Genomic DNA, 18,056 nt, shown 5'->3' on the forward strand with positions numbered 1-18,056 from the left:
CGGCGGTCGCCAATGGCGACGGCACGTGGACGGCGCAGGTTCCGGGCAGTGCTCTGGCCGGTGCGACGACGCCGACGGTGACGGCGGAGGCAGTGTTCGCGGATGCGGCCGGCAATGATGCTGCGCCTGTAACCGATACGCAGAATTACACGGTCGATGTGACGCCACCAACGACGACCATTGATCTGACCGATCCAGAAGGAGATAACATCCCGACGGCTTCGGGCGTGACGGAACCGGGCTCGACGGTAGTTGTGAGCTGGCCGGATGGAACGACATCGACCGTGACGGCGGATGGAACGACGGGTGCTTGGACAGCGACGCCTGTCCTGGCTCAACCCGACGGCACCGTGTCGGTCGCGGTGACGGACCCGGCGGGCAATCCGGGCACGGGTTCCGCCGGCTGGACGCCGAACACTACAACGCCGGGCGCGGCTGATGATCTCGCCACTGCCAGCGTGGATATTGTACCGGCTGAAACTGCTGTCAATAATGGATCTGCGACCTATGCGTTGGGCATAGGCATTGGTCTGGGTCTTATCGATCTGCAGGCGACGGTCCTCGGCGTTCCTTCCGTCGGGTTCACGATCGCGGACGGCCATACGCAGGACCTCACTTTCGCCTTTGGCGGTCTTGCCAATGTCGGTGTGCTCGGCGACTATCAGGTTATTGTCCAGAAATGGGATGCCTTGACGGGTCAGTGGACCAGTATCGATGGCTCCGCCACAGGGGGATCTGTCCTCAATATCGGTCTCCTCGATGGTGGCGCCAATGGCGTTGCGATCCCCGATATGGATCCGGGCCAGTATCGCGCCTTCATGGTCTATAATGGTATCGGACTGTCGGTACTTACCACCATGACCGTAAACGGTCTGGATCATGACTATCTCAACACCAGCATCGAAACCGGCGAAGCCACTGGCAATGTGCTAGATAATGATGGAGGCGCCGCCGCCGCTGGGCACATTGTCACCAGCGTGAATTTCAACGGAACCGATTATCCGGTGGCGGCAGGACCCGCGGGCACCACGATCATCGGACAGTACGGACAACTCGTCATTCATCAGGATGGCAGCTACACCTACACGCCGAACGCGGATGCTGCCGCAATTGGCAAGGTAGATCAGTTTACCTACACGCTTCATGATCCGGTGGCTAACACGGATACCCAGGCAGAACTTTATGTCCGTATCGACAGTGAAGGGCAGGGGCTAGTCTGGAGTGATACCGACATCGGGGCGGACGCGACCTACAGCGTCGCGGCTACCAATGATGCGGCTGATCTAAGCGTTACGTGGATCAACCCGACGGATCCACTGCTGGACCAGTCGCAATCCTTGGGTGGGTTGTTCGGTGACAACACCGCCAACAGCAACTCTTTCATCATCGGTGCCAATGAAGCTGCGAGCGGCACCGTGACTGTCTCGGTCACAGTGGGAGCCCTAAGTAGCGGCACGGTTGGTCTCCAAGAACTGGTTGGCGGTGTCTGGCAGGACGTCCCCAATAGTGCGATTTCGTTCAATATAACGGTCGGTTTGCTGGGAACCGTTGCTACAATCGATATTGGCAGCCTCGGTCTTGATGCCGGCACCTATCGGGTCCATACGACGCTTTCGAGCCTTCTTACATCAATGACGGTCACGACAGATGTGAATGTCACCCATCTGGATCAACATGTGATCTCGGGCGATCCGTCGATCAGCGGCAGCGTGGTCGTCAATGACGGGATCGTGCCGGAAGGCTCGAAGGTGATGGTTGCGGACGGCGGCGCTTTTGTCGACGCGACCACGGCGGGCACCGTTATCCATGGTCTGCATGGTGACCTCACCATCTACAGCGACGGCACATACAAGTATGAGCCGCTGGACACGCTGGCATATGCAGATCGTGAAGCGACGGACAGCTTCACCTACAAGATCGTTCTTCCGAGCGGTTATGAAACGACGGCCGAACTGGTTGTCCAGCTTCATGACGGTTCTGCCGTCGCGTTTGCAAACGTGACGGGCGACCCGGTATCGGCAGAGAGCTTCTCGATGGATCCGTCGGGCGACGTCGTGCCGCTCCATAGTCTGGCCGAGCACAATGCAAGCGATGCTCCGCCCGAACCGGCACAGCACGATTTCTCGGAGGCACTCGTCCTTGATGACGGTGGCGGTGAAATTGTTCTGCCTTCCAGCGATAGCGAAACGGTCGGGGGCAGCTCCGCCGATGTGGCGGCAAGCAGCACCGATACGGATTTGTTAACGGTCGATGATAGCAGCGCAGTGACCGATCCGTTGGCCTACCTGACGCCCGATCCGCTGACGCAGGAGGACCCGCTCCACTCCGCACATATGGTCTGATCGATCCTCCCTGCCGCCGGCTGGCTGGCGGCAGGGGTTCCATCCGAAAATTTTCAGGCTTCGGCCGGTCATAACGGATATTCGATGCGTAGAGCCCGGGTTCTAAATCATTTGACGACCATATTGCCCAGTTTATGCCTTCTGGCGGCATGCCAGACCACTGCGATCGACACAGCCATGGGAGCCAAGGTCTCTGCCCGGACGGCAAAGAAAACCGAGGCTCCTCAGCCCCTGTCATCAGCGGGTTCCGTTCCCCCAGGACCTGCTGTTGATGGGGGCCGTCCAGCTCGAAACCTTGCACCAGCGGTGCAGGTTTCCCCTGGTTCCCTCACCATGGAAGCCGCCGTCCGTCGCGCCGTCGGCTGGCATCCCGCGGTCGACGAGGCAACAGGCCGGATTTATCAGGCCGACGAACGCGTTCGGGCAGCTCAGGCAGGTTATTATCCCAAGCTCAATGCCGGTGTGACTTCCGGTTATCAGAGTAGCAATCGTGAAGGCTGGCGTCCAAACTTCAATATCTCGGCGTCCCAGATGCTTTACGATTTCGGCAAGGTTGCCAGTTCGGTCGACATAGAACGGGCTGTCAAGAGTATCAGCAATGCTCGCCTCCTTCTCGCTATCGATGATCTGTCCCGCGACACCGCCAACGCCGTTGTCGAGGTGCAGCGTTACAGAAGTCTTTCGGCGCTGGCGCAGGAACAGGTGGAAGGCGTGAAACGCATTGCCGGTCTCGTCAGTCAACGCACGGACAAGGGGGCGAGCACCATGTCCGACAAGGTGCAAGCCGATGCGCGCGTGGAATCTGCCCTCGCTACCCAGTTGCAGTACCAGTCCGAGCTGAACCGGTGGCAAGTCGCTCTCGGCGCGCTGATTGGCGGTGGTTTCCCGAACCCGGCCTCGGGCGAACCCGACTGGCTTGGCAAGGCCTGCGAAGCGGCGGTTCCTGACTGGGAGGAAGTGCCTGCCATGCTTCAGGCAAAGGCGGAGAAGGAGGAGGCCAAGGCTCAACTGGCAGCCAGCCGGGCCGAGGCTCTCCCGACATTGTCGCTTGAGGCGATGACCGGCTACGATCTCAATGCATCACGGGACGATACGAGAAGCAATGACCGCCAGCCGGAATATTCCGTTGGCCTGAATGTTTCATCGAACCTTTACAACGGTGGCCAGACGGCAGCGCGTAAAAGGGCTGCCGCCTACGCACTTCAATCGGCAGAAGCTGCCGTCAGCACGGCCCGCTACGATATTGAGCGCAACCTCATGGAGGCGCGAAGCCAGATCGGTACATTGGGCCGGTTGAAGGGATCGCTGGAATCGCGCGCAGACATGATGGTCAAAACGCGCGACCTGTATCGCGAACAATATCTGGAACTGGGAACCCGAACGCTGCTGGATTTGCTCAATGCGGAGCAGGAACTGCATGAGTCGCGGTTCCAGATCGCCAACACGGTCCATGATCTGCGACGGCTCAATATAAGCTGCCTTTACAGTTCCGGTAAAATACGCCGTGAGTTCGGCATCAATCCGGCGATGGTGCGGGGAGGCATGGTCAGTCAATGAAACGTGACGAAGTCCCTCCCGAAGGGCCAGCTCTGGCCTTTGAGCCGACAGAAGATGCGCAGACGGCGGAGTTCCGCCAGGAACTGTGGTTGGACGCCCTGCGGCTTGTTGCGCAATATTATCGTCTTCCGCTTTCTGTTCAGGGGGTAAAACTTGCTGCCGTCTCCGTGGACCCCAAAGCCACGGACGAGACGAAGCTTCAAGCGGTGGCCCGTCGCATGGGATTGGGCATCAAGCTTGTCGATCCACGGAACATCAATCTTTCCATCTGGCATGTGCCTTTCATCCTTGAACTGACTGACGGGCAGCTGGCGGTCGTTCACAAGATTTCAAAGGACCGGGAGGCCGGCGTCTGGCTGAGCGGCGAACAGGGTCTGGAACACGCTTTTCCCCTCGACCGTCTTGTAGCGCAGACCCGGCGCGTTCTGCTGGCTCGTCCTGCAAGGGCAGTGCCCGATGCGCGTGTCGATGCCTATATCAAGCCCTTCGAGGAAAACTGGCTGAGGCGGATCATCTTCAGGGATCTCGGCTCCTATAGTCATGTGATGGTCGCTTCCCTTATCGCCAATGTGCTTGGATTGACGGGCATCATTTTCTCGATGCAGGTCTATGACCGTGTTATCCCGGCACAGTCGTTCAATACGCTTTATGTGCTGTTCAGCGGTGTCGCGCTCGCAATCTGCTTCGATTTCATGATGCGTCGCGCGCGAATGGGCATCATCGATATGCTCGGCAAGCGTACCGACCTGCAAATGTCGGATGTGGTGTTCGGTCATGCGCTCAGGGTGCGCAATCGTGCCCGACCAACGTCGACAGGTTCGTTCATCGCGCAGTTGCGCGATATTGAGCAAGTGCGCGAATTGTTGACCTCGACGACTGTTGCGGCGATTGCGGACCTGCCGTTTTTCCTTCTGTTTCTTGTACTGTTCTGGTGGCTGGCAGGGCCGTTGGTCTATATTCCTCTGGCCGCGATTGCGGCTTTGATCCTGCCGGGAATTTTTCTGCAAAGGCGTCTCCGCCAGCACGCCAACGAGGCTATGCGTGAGTCATCGCTGCGAAACGCCATGCTGGTGGAAACGGTGCAGGGCATAGAGGATATCAAAAGCCTGCAGGCAGAAGATCGCTTCCAGCAGCAATGGAACCATTTCAATGCCGTTACGGGCGAGGCGCAGATCAGGCTTCGCTCGGTCACAAACGGATTGAGCGTATGGACCCAGAATGTGCAGACCGGCGTTTACGCGCTCACGGTTTTCATCGGTGCGCCCATGGTCATCAGCGGTGACATAACCACCGGCGCGCTTGTGGGCGCTTCCATCCTCGGTTCGCGCATGCTGGCGCCGATGGCGCAGTTTACCCAGATTGCCGGGCGTTTGCAGCATGCGAGGATCGCAAAACAGGGACTCGATCGTCTTATGCAGATGCCGGTCGACCATCCCGACAGCGAAAACCGGATTCATTGCCCGCATATCAAAGGCTCGTATCTCCTCAAGAATGCGCTCTTCCGCTATGGCGATGACAATTCGCTTCCGGCGCTGCTGGTGCGCGATCTCAAGATCGAACACGGTGAACGGATCGCGGTTCTCGGACGAAACGGTGCGGGCAAGTCTACCCTTCTGCTCGCCTTGTCGGGGCTTCTCGATGCAAGCGACGGTGAGGTTCTGCTGGACGACCTGTCCTTGCCGCAGATCGATCCGGCGGATGTCCGGCGCGACGTCGGGCTTCTGACACAAAACTCACGGCTGTTCTTCGGCACGCTGCGCGACAATATCACGATGGGCGCGCCAGACGCTTCCGACGATGAGATTCAGCGCGTTCTTGCCATGGTCGGGGCAGAAGGTTTCATCCGCAAACTGCCGCAAGGGCTGGAACATCTTGTTCAGGAAGGCGGAAGCGGTCTTTCCGGTGGGCAGAAGCAGGCCGTATTGCTGGCGCGCCTGCTGATCCGTGACCCTTCGGTCGTGCTGCTCGATGAGCCGACATCCACAATGGATGAGGCGACCGAGCGCCATTTCATCCAGCAGTTCGCGAATTGGAGCGCCGGGCGCACGGTGATCATCGCGACACATCGCACGCGGGTACTCGAACTGGTTGAAAGGCTTATCGTCGTTGACAACGGACAGATAGCCCTCAACGACACCAAAGAACGCGGGCTGCAAGCATTGCTCGGCGTGAGCAAGGTCGAAGCCGCAGAAAAGCCCTTTCGGGATGCACGCTAGTCGGAGAAGAGCAACATGGCGACCGTTGGCGAAGATTTCGGCGACTGGGTGAACGGAAGTGCCGACGGTGCGCGGCTGAAACGCTCGAAGCGTTTTGTCCGGCTTGTGTTCCTGTTCTTCGCGATTCTGCTGATCTGGGCTTATCTGGCGTTGCTTGATGAAGTGTCGACCGGCACCGGCAAGGTGGTGCCGACCTCCCAGGAACAGGTGATCCAGTCTCTGGAAGGCGGCGTTCTCGCGAAGCTTTATGTTCGTCAGGATGATGTCGTCGAACCTGGCAAGATACTGGCCCAGCTCGATCCGACGGTCACGGAGGCGACGGTTCAGGAGAGTTCCGCCAAATATCGTGCCGCGCTGGCAAGTTCGGCTCGTCTGACGGCCGAGGTCAATGGAAGCGAACTGGAATTCCCTGACGAACTGGATGCATTTCCCGCGCTCAAGGCGTCCGAGACCAAGCTGTATGAAGCGCGCAGACGCAGTCTCAAGGACTCGCTTGACTGGCTTGCGGAGTCGAAAAAGCTCGCTCAGGACGAGCTCGCCATCAGCCAGTCGCTGACCAAGTTGGGCGCCGCCAGCAATGTGGAAGTCATCCGGCTGAAGCGTCAGCTTGTCGAGCTTCAGCTCAAGGAAACCGAGATCCAATCCGACTATATCGTTAAGGCGCGAGAGGAACTCGCGAAAGCCAACGCAGACGTGGAATCCCTTTCTTCAGTGATCCGGGGCAGGGCGGACTCGCTTGCCCGCCTGACATTGCGGTCTCCCGTCCGCGGCATCGTAAAGAACATCGAAGTTTCGACGATAGGGGGCGTGGTTCCGCCCAATGGCAAGCTGATGATTATCGTTCCGCTGGACGAACAGCTTCTCATCGAGGCTCGCATCTCCCCACGCGACATTGCCTATATTCATCCTGACCAGCCCGCGACGGTCAAGGTCACTGCCTATGACTATGCGATATATGGCAGCTTGAAGGGGAAGGTTGTCAGTATTTCACCGGATACAATTCAGGACGAAGTCAAACCGGAAGAGTTCTACTATCGTGTTTTCATAAAGACGGAAACAGACGCGCTCTTTAATAAACACGGCGACCGTTTCCCGATCGTACCCGGCATGATCGCTACCGTAGACATTCATACCGGCAGCAAGACCGTTATGGATTACCTCCTCAAGCCGTTCAACAGGGCGCGCGAAGCGCTGCGGGAAAGATAATATCATCGCAGGTTACAAGGCGGCGATCTTGTGCTCTGCATATCCAAGGTATTTAGCGTGCAACGCTCGATGGTTACGAGACACGGCGCGCAATGCCGGAACAATTTTATCCGATCATGAGTTTATCCTGCGTGGCAATCATGCCGTGAACACGCGTCGCAAGCCGAGCGGAGGAGGGCAAATGGGTGGATTCTTGTTCTGGATCGTCTTGATCGGATTACCTGCGCTTCTCGTCGTCGGCTTTGCATATGCGCATTATCTCAAGCGTACCGGGGGCACCACCCGGCATGAAGATGGCGCTTGATGAAAGCGGGATAAATCGATGGCACCCCGTGCAAACTGGAAAGGCCAGTTGAAAATCGAACAGCTTCTGTGTCCTGTCGCACTTTTCACGGCGGCTTCGACGTCGGAGCGCGTGTCATTCCACCTGATTAATCGCAAGACCGGAAATCGCCTCAACCGGGAATTCGTGGACAGCGATACCGGCAAGCCTGTACCCCGTGAGAACCAGGCCAAGGGTTACGAAATTTCGTCCGGCTCGTATTTGAGTTTCGACGAAGAGGAAATCGCTTCAGCGATCCCCGAAAGCGACAAGACGCTGAATGTCACCCATTTCGTCAAATGCGATGAGATCGATGACGTCTATCTCGACCGACCTTATTATCTTGCGCCGGCAGGAGATGACGACAGTTTCGTGCTGGTTCGCGATGGCATGAAAGCTGAAAAGGTGGCCGCGATTGCGGAGGCCGTCCTTTTCCGTCGTGCGCGACAGGTCCTCATCCGTCCCTACGATCATGGCCTGATCGCCACCACGCTCAATTTCCAGTATGAGGTGCGCGCCGCAGCGGAGGCATTCGCCGATCTCGGCTCTTTCAAGTTTGATCGGGAGATGCTCGATCTGGCGAAACACATCATCGACACCAAGATGGGCAGCTTTGACCCCGCAAGCTTCGATGATCGGTACGATGCCGCGCTGGCCGATTTGATCAAGGCAAAGATTGCGGGCAAACCGCTGAGGAAACCGGCTGCGCCAAAGACCGCTGAGGTTATCGATCTCAAGGAGGCCCTGCGCAAGAGCGCGAGCCTCAGCCGGTCCGATAAAACGCCAGCCAAGGCAACAAAAGGCAAGACCAGGTCGCGGGCTGACTCTGGCGCGAAGTCTCGAAAGAAGGCGGGCTGATCATGGGACAGCCACTCGAAACCTATCGCAAGAAACGCGATTTTACCCTAACCAGCGAGCCACGGGGCAAGTCCGCACGGGCGAAAGGCGATCTTTTTGTCGTGCAGAAACACGATGCGCGGAGACTGCATTATGACTTTCGCCTGGAGATGGACGGCGTGCTGAAAAGCTGGGCCGTGACGCGGGGGCCAAGCCTCGTTCCCGGTGAAAAGCGCCTTGCCGTGCACGTGGAGGATCATCCTCTTGAATATGCGGGCTTCGAAGGCACGATTCCCAAGGGCGAATATGGCGGCGGCACGGTAATCGTCTGGGATACGGGACGCTGGAAATCGACTGGCGATGCGCATAAACAATACAAGAAAGGGCATCTTGAGTTTGAACTCACCGGCGAAAAACTCAAAGGGCGCTGGCATCTGGTCCGTATGCACGGAAAGCCGGGCGAAAAGCGGGAGAACTGGCTTCTCATCAAGGGGGAGGACGAGTTCGCCAGGGAGCCCGATGATGCCGACATTCTCGAAGAAAAGCCCGAATCTGTAAAAACCGGTCGCGTCATCGCCGATGTCGAGGATGAAGAGCCGGGCTGGTCATCGAAAACCGGTCCGATCAAGAAGAAGTCGGACGCCGCAAAGAAACCTGCGGCTTCGCGTCTCAAGAACAGTCAGAAGCGAGCAATGCCTGATTTTATCGAGCCCGAACTCGCTACGCTCGTACCGGCTGCACCTGAAGGCGACCGCTGGCTCCACGAAATAAAGTTCGATGGCTATCGTGTCCAAGCCCATGTTGTACAAGGCGAGGTCAAGCTCTATTCGCGCGGCGGGCTGGATTGGACCGAAAAATTCGGTCAACAGATCGTGGACGATCTTGTTGGAACAGGCGTGGATGACGCCATATTCGATGGGGAGATCGTTGTCGAAAGCTCGTCGGGACTGTCCGATTTTTCAGCCTTGCAGGAAGATTTGAGCGAGGGGCGGTCAGATCGCTTCGTCTATTATCTGTTCGATCTTCTTTATGTGGACGGCAACGACCTTCGGGGAACCCCGTTGGCTGAGCGCAAGAAGCTTCTCGAAAAACTGCTCTCCAAAACCTCGTCCACTCTGCGCTTCAGTGAGGCCTTTGACGCCAAGGGAGCTGCGGTACTGGAGAATGCATGCGGACTTGGTCTTGAAGGGATTGTCTCGAAGCTCAAGGACGCCTCTTACAGAAGCGGGCGCAGCAACGATTGGCGCAAGTCCAAATGCATTGGGCGGCAGGAATTTGTTATTGCCGGCTATGTTCCTTCAACGGCAACGAGAGGCGCGATTGGCTCGCTGCTGCTGGGCGTACAGGATAAAAAGGGGCTTGTTCCTGTAGGCCGGGTGGGAACGGGCTTTTCGGTCAAGGTGGCGAAGGAACTTTATAAAAGGCTGCATGCCATGCGACTGGACGAAAGCCCGTTTGCCGTACCGCTGACAGCGGATGACCGGCGCGGCGCCAAGTTCGTCAAGCCAGAGCTGGTAGCCGAGATCGAATTTCGCGCATGGACTGCCGATAAGCGATTGCGCCACGCGTCCTTCAGGGGGCTGCGCGAGGATAAGGCTGCCTGCGACGTCAAATGGGAGGAGCAAAACGTGCCAGCTCGTGTTTCCGACAAGGACACCCAGAAGATCGATGTGAAGCTCACCCATTCCGACCGTGTCTACTGGCCCGGCGAGGGCGTCACCAAGCAGGGGCTCGCCGATTATTACGCCGAGGTCTGGTCTCGTATCGAACCTTTCATCGTCAACCGTCCTCTCGCGCTGCTGCGCTGCCCGACCGGTATCGAGGGAGAATTTTTCTTCCAGAAGCACGCATGGAAGGGGTTGAATGAGCATATTGTCGAAGTTCAGGACCCGAAGGACAAGGAAGAGGAACCTTATATCAGCATCCGAGACTTCAACGGGCTGATCGGTCTGGTGCAGGCCGCGACACTGGAAATTCACCCTTGGGGGTCGACGCTCAAAAACTGGGAATTGCCGGACACACTGACGATGGACCTTGATCCCGGCGAGGGGGTTCCGTGGCCGCGCGTGATCGAAGCTGCCACGGAGACGAGGGAGCGTTTGGAAAAACTTGGATTGACGGCGTTCGTGAAAACCTCCGGCGGCAAGGGGCTGCATGTCGTGGCACCGCTGAAGCCGAAGGCGGACTGGGACACGCTGAAGAGCTTTACCAAGGCAATTGCCGACCAGATGGCTGCGGATAGCCCGGATCGCTACGTATCGACGATTTCCAAGGCCAAGCGCAAAGGCAAGATTCTTATCGATTATCTGCGCAATCAGCGCGGCATGACTGCCGTAGCACCTTATTCTCCCCGCGCGCGCGCCGGTGCCGGAGTTTCCATGCCACTCGCCTGGGAGGAAGTCACTCCGGCAATAGGACCCGCACATTTTACCATTCTCAACACGCCGACGCGGCTGGCCGCGTTGAAAAGCGATCCCTGGCAGGATTTTCGCAGTGCGGAAACGCCGTTGCCGAAAATGAAGAAATAAGGCGTGGCTATACCCCACCCCTGAAGCGCGGACGCATTACGATTTCTTGCCTTCCCTCGCGAGGCTCTTGCGCAAGGCATCCATGATATTGATGACATTGCCTTCGGTTGCCGGCTCCGTTTTTCGGGACTTCGCTCCGGCCGCCGGTTTCTTTTTCTTTTTGGCGGAGATCATGGATTGAAGGTTCTTCTGTACGGGGTCCTGAAGGAATTCGGGATTCCAGTCTTCCGTCTTGTCCTTGATGAGCTCGCGGACCATGGTAAGCAGCTTCGTGTCGGGTTTGCCGTCATCGATCGCTGAAAAATAGTCGTCGGCGTTGCGCACCTCATCGCCGTAGCGCAATGTCCACAGGACGATCCCGCGTCCGCGCGGTTCAAGCAGCACTGCCCTTTCACGCCGATACATGACAAGGCGGGCCAGACCGAAGACGGAACTTTTTTCCATTGCCTCCCGAATGACGGAAAAGGCTTCCTGGCCAACCTTGTCGGAAGGAGCGAGATAGTGCGGCTTGTCGTACCAGATCCAGCCGATGCTGTCGCGCGGCACAAATTTATCGATGTCTATGGTCCTGGTGCTCTCAAGCGCCACAGCCTCCAGTTCGTCCTCCTCAAGAACGATATAGCTGCCATCGTCTTTCTCGAACCCTTTGACCTCATCTTCCTCGCGCACGGGCTTGTGTGTGACTGAATCCACATATCGGCTGACCACCCGGTTTCCGGTCTCGGCATTGAGGGTGTGAAAGCGCACTTTTTCGCTCTCGCTGGTCGCAGGCGTCAGTTCCACGGCACAGGTGACGAGCGAGAGTTTGAGATAACCTTTCCAGAAACTGTGGGGCACGATTTGATCCTCCGGAGAACAGGATAACCGGCTGACAGCCAGATGGTTCCGGACCGGATTTGCACCAGCCGGGAACCAGTCGCGGTTTGTGGTGGTTATCCGGCAAGAAGAATAGGATCGGGGTTCCCCATTGCTTGAAAAATCTTCCTCCGTGCCTCCCCCCGAAACCGAGGCGGTCCAGAGCGGGTTGCTTCATATCAGCGATGCCGCACCGGGTATCAAACGCCTGCGTTGCGGGACAGGGTTTCGTTATGTCCGTTTTGACAGGTCGGCAATCACGGCTGCGGATCGAGACAGGATCGCCAGCCTTGCCATTCCGCCGGCATGGACCGACGTCTGGATATGTTGCGATGACCGTGGACATATTCAGGCCACCGGTCGCGATACGCGGGGGAGAAAGCAGTATCGTTACCATCCTCTGTGGATGGCGATGCAGGAAGAAACGAAGTTCTCCAACCTGCCGGATTTTGCCCGCGCGCTCAGCCGTCTGCGCAAGGCTGTCGATGCCGATATGCGACGGCGTTCGCTTTGCCGCGAAAAAGTCGTTGCTACCGTCATCTGGCTGATGGACAGGCTGCTGCTGCGTGTCGGAAACCCCGATTATGCGCGGAGCAACAACAGTTTTGGCGCAACCACCTTGCGCAATCGGCATCTGCGCGACGAGGGCTCCGGCCTGCGATTGGTCTTTACCGGCAAGTCGGGCAAAATGTGGAGCCTGAAACTTTCCGACAAGCGGATTGTCCGTATCGTTCGCTCCATACAGGAACTGCCGGGGCAGCAACTGTTCCAGTATGTCGACGAGGACGGCTGTCGCTGCCCCGTTACCTCACAGGATATAAACGACTATCTGCGAACCATCATGCAAGCTGACTTTACCTCCAAGCACTTCCGGACATGGGCGGCAACGTCAGCCGCGCTTGAAGCGCTATGCTGCATCGACCTGCCTGACAATGACAGCGCGAAAAAGCGGATGCTGAATGGTGAAATCGACAAGGTTGCGCACCGGCTCGGGAATACAAGGGCGGTATGCAGACAGTCCTATATACATCCTGCGGTCCCCGAACATTGGCTTGCCGGCAATCTGGCGGCAGAGGTCGATGCGGCGGCGGCCATCCGGCTGATGGCGCCGGAACTGAGCAACGCCGAACGTCGCACCTTGAAGTGGCTGCTTTTTATCGGGAAGGCGCCTGCATGATGGGGTGGGTTAAACCAGAATGCCGGATGTCGAAGCGGCCCGCTCGAAAGCGAGCCTTGCATCTTCCGTGCTGGCAATGTCGTGCGAACACAAAAGGCAAGCTTTGATGGCGGCCCCCAGGCTATCCAGCTCGAATCTGTTCCATTGGGACAACAATATGTTCTCGGCATCCGCCACCGTTCTCACGGTTTGCGTGATGCCGTCGGCAATTTCGATGATGACAGCGTCGTTCCAGTGCACCTGTTCCATGGCAAGCTCCTCCATGCGTGAACCCGGCAGCAGCTTGAAAGTTCCGTAATTGCATTTCTTGTCGATATTCGCGGGTGCTTCCGAATGTGCTGCGTACTTGGTATTTCTCATTTCCATCAAATAAGAGACTTGTTTATTCCTGCGATAAAGATGATCATCTTGGTCGTCTAGTGTTTGCGGAAGTAGAAATTCAATCATTGCTATAAGGAGGTGGTAGTTCATGGCCTCGATAAAGCAGCATATGATTCAACTCGCATTGATGCTGGGACTTGTTTCGGTTGGCTCGACTGATGTTTCTCACGCCCAGTTTCTGGGTTCTTTCAAGGCTAGAAACACTGTAACGGCAGATGTCATAACCCGGACACCCGTCGGCACGCGCGTCGTGCTTACCGGTTCGATCAAGAGCAATGTCGGAAGAGCTCACTATGCTTTCCAGGACCATACCGGAAGAACGAGAGTTCGGATCGAGCGCGAAGTCTGGCGCGGACGCGAAATAAGCACAAGGAATACAATTGAAATTCGGGGCCGCGTCGAAAACGACGTGAGGGGAAGGTTTGTAGACGTATATTCTTTCAAGGTAATCAAATAGATGAGCCCGATAGTTCAACAGGAATACCTTGAAGTCATAAGCTGATTTTGTCCTCGGGTCAGGGAAGGTCTTATGCTGAAAACTGGCAATGCAACCCTGATCCTGATCGCAGGATGCGCGCTGATTGCATTGCTCCATTACGGCAGCGCGGTGTTCGCGCCGGTCGTTTTCGCATTGTTCATCATCATGCTTGTCTGGCCGATCCAGCGGTCGCTTTCGTTGGTCATGCCGCGCTACGTTGCATTGGCGATCACGTTCCTCCTCGTGGTATTCCTTTTGCTCGGATTTGGATGGCTCATCGCCTGGACAGTCGGGCAGGTCGGACGCCGGATATTGATCGACGCAGCTCGATACCAGCTGATCTACGAACAGCTTAGAACCTGGCTCGATGGGCATGGTATTGCCGCATCGGTCCTATGGTCGGAGAATTTCAGTGTAAGCTGGACTTTGCGAACGCTCCAATCGATAGGAAGCCGTCTCAATAATACGTTCAGCTTCTGGATCGTGGCGCTGGTCTACGTGCTGCTGGGTCTTGCTGAAACCGAGGAGTTCGGCGCGCGGATCAGACGGCTGAAAAATCAGGCGGCTGCGAATGCGTTTCTTCGCGCCAGCCGGTCAGCTTCGATGAAAATCCGGTTTTACATGCTGCTCAGGGCGTTGATGAGCATTGCGACCGGCTTCTTTGTCTGGCTTTTGACGCGGCTGATTGGCCTCCCATTTGCCGAAACGTGGGGCTTTGTTGCGTTCATTCTCAACTTCATCCCCTTTCTGGGGCCGCTGGTCGCAACCCTCTTCATTACTGCGTTTGCGTTCACGCACTTTGCAAGCTGGCAATTGGCGCTCGCCGTCTTTATCGGCCTGAATATTATCCAGTCCGTCATTGGAAGTGTGATCGAACCTCGGCTGACGGGAAAGACAATTTCCCTGTCGCCTTTCGCAACGCTCTTTTCAGTTTTCGCATGGGGCTCCCTTTGGGGCGTCTTCGGCGCTTTCATTGGCGTTCCAATCACCATCGTTGCTCTGACTTTCTGTGCGCACTATCCCGCTACGGGCTGGTTTGCGGAAATATTCGGCTTTTCCCGCGAACAACTCTGAAAGTTGTGGGATAGAAATTGCCATGCGGCACTCGCCCGATATCTTGACCTTTCAAGATGCGGCCTATGTATTGTGCGGTAAAGCGCATCATCAAAATGGGAAGGATATTTCGATGAGAATGATCCTGTACAGCGTCGTGACGATGGCCGTGATAGGCGCCACCGCCAGCGGGTGCACGACCGATGAACGAAGAACAGCCGGCTATGGTGTCGGCGGTGCCGCAATTGGCGGTCTTGCCGGAGCAGCCATTGGCGGCGATACGCGCGGCGCGTTGACCGGAGCAGCTATCGGTGCAGCCGCAGGCACGCTCGTAGGCGTCGCCCAAACCCGCAACGGTGTGCAGTACTGCCGTTATCGCGATCGGCACGGCCGCGTTTTTGAAGCGCGTTGCCGTTAGGTCCGGTCTCTTAAGGCGGCTGCCTGTTTTTGGGATAAATACAGCGTAAAAACAAACAGATAGAGCACTCTCGTTACATGAGGACGAGAAATGCCCTGGAAACAAATGAAGCGCTGATTTCCGGTCCCGATAAGGACGTCGCGGATGGGACTGTGCATTTGTCATCTGGAGCGCCTCCTGATCTGATCGCATCGGCAGGCGCTCCAAAAGATTGTTTGAATGGCATTTTTCCCGAACTGCTTCACCTTCGTGCTGAGGTGCTGCGTAGGCCCACAATAAGAAGCTGGTGAACCGGTTTGGCTTGTGAGTTGTGGTTCTTTGTTACTTGGAGGGAAACATGAAACTGCATTCAGTAACCGCTATTCTTGCATTCATTGCCTTCTTTTTCGCAGCAACCGTGGTCGAGACAGTTCCTGCCTTCAGCCAGAGCCGATCGGTTTCCGTAGGCGTAAGGATCAACAACGGTCACAGAATCCGCTGCTCTGATGGCGTCAGGCTCCTGAGAACGCGAGGCTTTCGCAATGTCCGCGCTTTGGATTGCCGCGGCAGTCACTTTCTTTACCGGGGCGACCGGAATCGCAGAACCTATGACGTCACGGTGCGGGCCAGAGACGGAAGAATAACCAATGTTCGCTCGGTGAGATGGCGTCGCTGATCCACGTGACCTCATCATTTTTCTGATGTCGAAAAAAGGAGCACGGCTGTGTCGGAACTGGTCGTTATTGGATTTGATACGGTGGGAGAGGCGGACGCTGTTCTTCTGAAGCTCAACCAGCTTCAAAAGGAATATCTTGTCGATCTTGAAGATGCGGTAATCGTCGTCCGGGACGAACAAGGCAAGGTCCATCTCAAGCAGAAATACAATTTGCTCGCCATGGGCGCCGGGTCGGGATTGCTTTCAGGCGCGATATGGGGCGGACTGGTTGGGCTTATTTTTCTCAACCCGCTTGCCGGCATGGCGCTTGGTGGCGCGGTTGGGGCCGGGGCGGGAGCCTTGTCGGGTTCGCTCGCCGATTACGGTATCGATGACAAATTCATCGTGTCGCTTGGTGAAACCATCCCGGAAAACTCGTCTGCTTTGTTTGTTCTGCTGCGCAAAATCCAGTGGGACAGAGTTATGGCGGACTTCCCGGATCTGCGCGGCAGGGTGTTGAAAACGTCCTTGTCTCTCGAACAGGAAAAACGCCTCAAGGAAGCGCTTGAGGGAGCATTGCCGGCAACCTCGTAATATGACGTTGCCCGGAAACCGGAAGACTGTCGCGATAAGGCGGCGGTTCTGCTTCGGCCATCGAGCGAGGGCGTGCATTGAAGCAGGTTTTCATCCTCGCATTCGTTCTGCTTGTCGCAGCAGGATGTGCCGGGAACAGAGCTGTCACCGGACTTGGAAGGGATGTGGCCGGTCAGGCCCGTTCCGGCACGGTGGTTCCGTTTGCGGTTGCGACGGTGCGGGAGCGGATAGACGATCCAAGCATCGCCTATTCCCGCAACCGCTCTCCAATACTCAACTTCTCGACGATTGATGTACATATTCCGGAAATACACCGTCCGGGAAACGTCGAAACTGCATCGGTGAAGCCCGCCCCCCGACGACATTTCACGGCGTCAAATTATGCGCCATTGCCGGACCGGCGCGCAATGATCGCCGAGTTGAACCGGCGTCTGGCGAGCCGCCCCGCGTCGCAGCGTGAAATATTCGTTTTCGTCCACGGCTATAACAACAACTTTGCCGAAGGACTGTTTCGCAATGCGCAGATCGTTCACGACTATGGCGTCTCATCGGTGCCGGTCCATTTTTCATGGGCGTCTGCTGCGTCGTTCACGCGGTACCTTTATGACCGGGACAGCGCGATCGTCGCGCGCAGGGGATTGGCGGAAACGCTTGCGATGGCGGCGCAGACGAAAGCCGATGGCATCGTCGTGGTCGGCCATTCAATGGGTGCGGTGGCCGTCATGGAAGCCTTACGAACGCTATCCGGAGATAAGCGCGGCGACGTGTTGAAGCACATCAGGGGAGTGCTTCTTGCTGCCCCCGACATCGATCCCGATCTTTTCCGCAGTCAGATCGATGATATCGACAATCTGCCCCAGCCCTTCACGATTATCGTATCCCGGCGTGACCGGGCCCTTGATATCTCGCGGAGGCTGGCCGGCGGTGCGCCGCGGGTCGGCAGCGGCTTCGACATTGCCTTCCTGCAGAACAAGAATATTCAGGTCCTTGATATTTCCGAGGTCGACAGCGGCGGCCACAGCCTCTCTGCAAGTTCCAATACGCTGATCAAGCTTCTGGGTTCAGGCCACCTGCTGCGCAGACTCATCACAGACGAATATGCAAGCATGGACGATAGTTTCCTTGCCGTGGGGCAGGGTACTTTCGAGCAGGCCTCGCTGGCTCTTCACCTGCCGGCACGCGTGATCGACCGCCTGGGTGCATTCTAAGCGCGCATCCCGAACGGCTTGAAACGGCTTCCGAAGCAAGACGCGCTTAAAAACAAAAAGATAGAGCATTCCTGATGAGCCAAAGTAAACTGGAAACGTTCTAAAAACAGGGCCCGTCTATAGAACGAAAATGGTAGTCGCGCCGTTGCGATGGAACTTCTCCGGTGAACTCGACTATGCTTTTTATGCAGTTTGCTATTGAATCAAGTTGACGATCGTATGAAGCAAGTCTCTAATTAAGCTTGTCTAT

General features: G+C 56.8%; 15 protein-coding genes. 13 read left to right on the forward strand and 2 right to left on the reverse strand.

Translation table 11 applies throughout. The annotated features are described in order from the left end of the window. From J9800_RS05410 to ligD, 7 genes are all read left to right on the forward strand, one after another. A partial coding sequence (locus tag J9800_RS05410) for a BapA/Bap/LapF family large adhesin (protein WP_210845665.1) occupies positions 1-2,342 on the forward strand: 2,342 nt, incomplete at its 5' end. 333 nt (positions 2,343-2,675) lie between these two features. Beyond that, entirely contained in the window at positions 2,676-3,899 is a 1,224-nt protein-coding gene (locus J9800_RS05415) for a TolC family outer membrane protein (RefSeq protein WP_114215590.1), read from the forward strand. Next, a complete protein-coding gene (locus tag J9800_RS05420) occupies positions 3,896-6,115 on the forward strand; it encodes a type I secretion system permease/ATPase (protein ID WP_114215589.1) in 2,220 nt (739 codons plus the stop codon). The genes J9800_RS05415 and J9800_RS05420 overlap by 4 nt, the downstream gene beginning before the upstream one ends. Before the next feature lie 15 nt (positions 6,116-6,130). After that, positions 6,131-7,321 (forward strand): HlyD family type I secretion periplasmic adaptor subunit, encoded by a 1,191-nt coding sequence (locus tag J9800_RS05425; protein WP_114215588.1) that lies wholly within the window; start codon positions 6,131-6,133, stop codon positions 7,319-7,321. Positions 7,322-7,502: 181 nt separating this feature from the next. Beyond that, complete coding sequence (locus J9800_RS22045) at positions 7,503-7,625, forward strand: hypothetical protein (protein WP_286167496.1); 123 nt, start codon at positions 7,503-7,505, stop codon at positions 7,623-7,625. Between the two features lie 18 nt (positions 7,626-7,643). Next, positions 7,644-8,501 carry a non-homologous end joining protein Ku gene (gene ku, locus J9800_RS05430; protein WP_112587817.1) on the forward strand — a complete coding sequence of 286 codons (858 nt, stop codon included), beginning with the start codon at positions 7,644-7,646 and terminating at the stop codon, positions 8,499-8,501. A 2-nt stretch (positions 8,502-8,503) separates the two neighbouring features. Beyond that, positions 8,504-11,008 carry a DNA ligase D gene (gene ligD / locus J9800_RS05435; protein ID WP_114215587.1) on the forward strand — a complete coding sequence of 835 codons (2,505 nt, stop codon included), beginning with the start codon at positions 8,504-8,506 and terminating at the stop codon, positions 11,006-11,008. 36 nt (positions 11,009-11,044) lie between these two features. On the opposite strand, the gene ku (J9800_RS05440) is transcribed toward ligD, so the two are convergent. Next, positions 11,045-11,848, reverse strand: coding sequence for a non-homologous end joining protein Ku (gene ku, locus J9800_RS05440; protein ID WP_502696720.1), 804 nt, complete (start codon positions 11,846-11,848; stop codon positions 11,045-11,047). Between the two features lie 127 nt (positions 11,849-11,975). Between ku (J9800_RS05440) and J9800_RS05445 the strand changes: the two genes are divergently transcribed. Beyond that, complete coding sequence (locus tag J9800_RS05445) at positions 11,976-13,040, forward strand: DNA topoisomerase IB (protein ID WP_114215585.1); 1,065 nt, start codon at positions 11,976-11,978, stop codon at positions 13,038-13,040. Between the two features lie 9 nt (positions 13,041-13,049). Here J9800_RS05445 and J9800_RS22050 read toward each other — a convergent pair whose 3' ends face one another. Next, the gene (locus tag J9800_RS22050; protein ID WP_286167495.1) at positions 13,050-13,511 is read right to left on the reverse strand and encodes a DUF982 domain-containing protein; all 462 of its coding nucleotides are present in this window, start codon (positions 13,509-13,511) and stop codon (positions 13,050-13,052) included. Here J9800_RS22050 and J9800_RS05455 point away from each other — a divergent pair. The 5 genes from J9800_RS05455 to J9800_RS05475 all read left to right on the forward strand — a co-directional run bounded on the left by J9800_RS05455 (position 13,510) and on the right by J9800_RS05475 (position 17,806). After that, a complete protein-coding gene (locus J9800_RS05455; RefSeq protein ID WP_114215584.1) occupies positions 13,510-13,878 on the forward strand; it encodes a NirD/YgiW/YdeI family stress tolerance protein in 369 nt (122 codons plus the stop codon). The two genes, J9800_RS22050 and J9800_RS05455, sit on opposite strands and share 2 nt — an antisense overlap. A 72-nt stretch (positions 13,879-13,950) precedes the next feature. Next, complete coding sequence (locus tag J9800_RS05460; RefSeq protein WP_114215583.1) at positions 13,951-14,973, forward strand: AI-2E family transporter; 1,023 nt, start codon at positions 13,951-13,953, stop codon at positions 14,971-14,973. A 112-nt stretch (positions 14,974-15,085) separates the two neighbouring features. Continuing rightward, positions 15,086-15,370: a YMGG-like glycine zipper-containing protein gene (locus tag J9800_RS05465; RefSeq protein ID WP_112588339.1), complete on the forward strand. Its 285-nt coding sequence runs from the start codon at positions 15,086-15,088 to the stop codon at positions 15,368-15,370. 703 nt (positions 15,371-16,073) lie between these two features. Further along, positions 16,074-16,598, forward strand: a complete 525-nt coding sequence (locus J9800_RS05470) for a DUF1269 domain-containing protein (RefSeq protein ID WP_112587831.1) — start codon at positions 16,074-16,076, stop codon at positions 16,596-16,598. Between the two features lie 77 nt (positions 16,599-16,675). Further along, positions 16,676-17,806, forward strand: a complete 1,131-nt coding sequence (locus J9800_RS05475; protein ID WP_114215582.1) for an alpha/beta hydrolase — start codon at positions 16,676-16,678, stop codon at positions 17,804-17,806. Positions 17,807-18,056 lie beyond the last annotated feature (250 nt).

The organism is Ochrobactrum sp. AP1BH01-1 (genome assembly GCF_018066705.1).
Classification (GTDB): Bacteria; Pseudomonadota; Alphaproteobacteria; order Rhizobiales; family Rhizobiaceae; genus Brucella.

What these genes read in the sequence shown, in the direction of transcription:
- J9800_RS05415 (WP_114215590.1), top strand. Translation starts at nt 2,676, where the DNA reads ATGGAAGCCGCCGTCCGTCGCGCCGTCGGCTGGCATCCCGCGGTCGAC.
- J9800_RS05420 (WP_114215589.1), top strand. Translation starts at nt 3,896, where the DNA reads ATGAAACGTGACGAAGTCCCTCCCGAAGGGCCAGCTCTGGCCTTTGAG.
- J9800_RS05425 (WP_114215588.1), top strand. Translation starts at nt 6,131, where the DNA reads ATGGCGACCGTTGGCGAAGATTTCGGCGACTGGGTGAACGGAAGTGCC.
- J9800_RS22045 (WP_286167496.1), top strand. Translation starts at nt 7,503, where the DNA reads ATGGGTGGATTCTTGTTCTGGATCGTCTTGATCGGATTACCTGCGCTT.
- ku (WP_112587817.1), top strand. Translation starts at nt 7,644, where the DNA reads ATGGCACCCCGTGCAAACTGGAAAGGCCAGTTGAAAATCGAACAGCTT.
- ligD (WP_114215587.1), top strand. Translation starts at nt 8,504, where the DNA reads ATGGGACAGCCACTCGAAACCTATCGCAAGAAACGCGATTTTACCCTA.
- J9800_RS05455 (WP_114215584.1), top strand. Translation starts at nt 13,510, where the DNA reads ATGGCCTCGATAAAGCAGCATATGATTCAACTCGCATTGATGCTGGGA.
- J9800_RS22050 (WP_286167495.1), bottom strand. Translation starts at nt 13,511, where the DNA reads ATGAACTACCACCTCCTTATAGCAATGATTGAATTTCTACTTCCGCAA.
- J9800_RS05460 (WP_114215583.1), top strand. Translation starts at nt 13,951, where the DNA reads ATGCTGAAAACTGGCAATGCAACCCTGATCCTGATCGCAGGATGCGCG.
- J9800_RS05465 (WP_112588339.1), top strand. Translation starts at nt 15,086, where the DNA reads ATGAGAATGATCCTGTACAGCGTCGTGACGATGGCCGTGATAGGCGCC.